The sequence below is a fragment of the Bradyrhizobium sp. Kon69 genome, from assembly GCF_055807515.1.
In genome coordinates this window covers 1-349 of sequence record NZ_JBVVOS010000181.1, presented here as the reverse complement: position 1 = coordinate 349, position 349 = coordinate 1, and the positions used below count along the sequence as shown (strand labels likewise).

The window sequence follows — 349 nt, the reverse complement described above, 5'->3', positions numbered from 1 at the left end:
CAAAGCCGGCAACCCCGACATCCAGCCCGGCGTGACCATGGCCATCGGCGCCAGCACCGAAGTGATCGCCGGTGACGGCATGATCCTCACCGCCGGCGGCATCGACTCCCATGTGCATTTCATCTGCCCGCAGCAGATCGAGGAGGCGCTGACCAGCGGCGTCACCACCATGATTGGCGGCGGCACCGGCCCGGCCACCGGCACCAACGCCACCACCTGCACGTCAGGCCCGTGGCACCTGGCGCGCATGCTGCAGGCCACCGATTCGTTCCCGATGAACATTGGCTTTACCGGCAAGGGCAACGCCAGCTTGCCGCAGCCGTTGGTGGAGCAGGTCAAGGCCGGCGCC

General features: G+C 67.9%; 1 protein-coding gene. It reads left to right on the top strand.

Annotation, left to right across the window (positions count from 1 at the left end; all coding sequences use genetic code 11):
- Positions 1 to 349, top strand: a 349-nt coding sequence (locus AC0L3U_RS38735; RefSeq protein WP_473365013.1) for an amidohydrolase family protein, incomplete at both ends; no start/stop codon positions are given.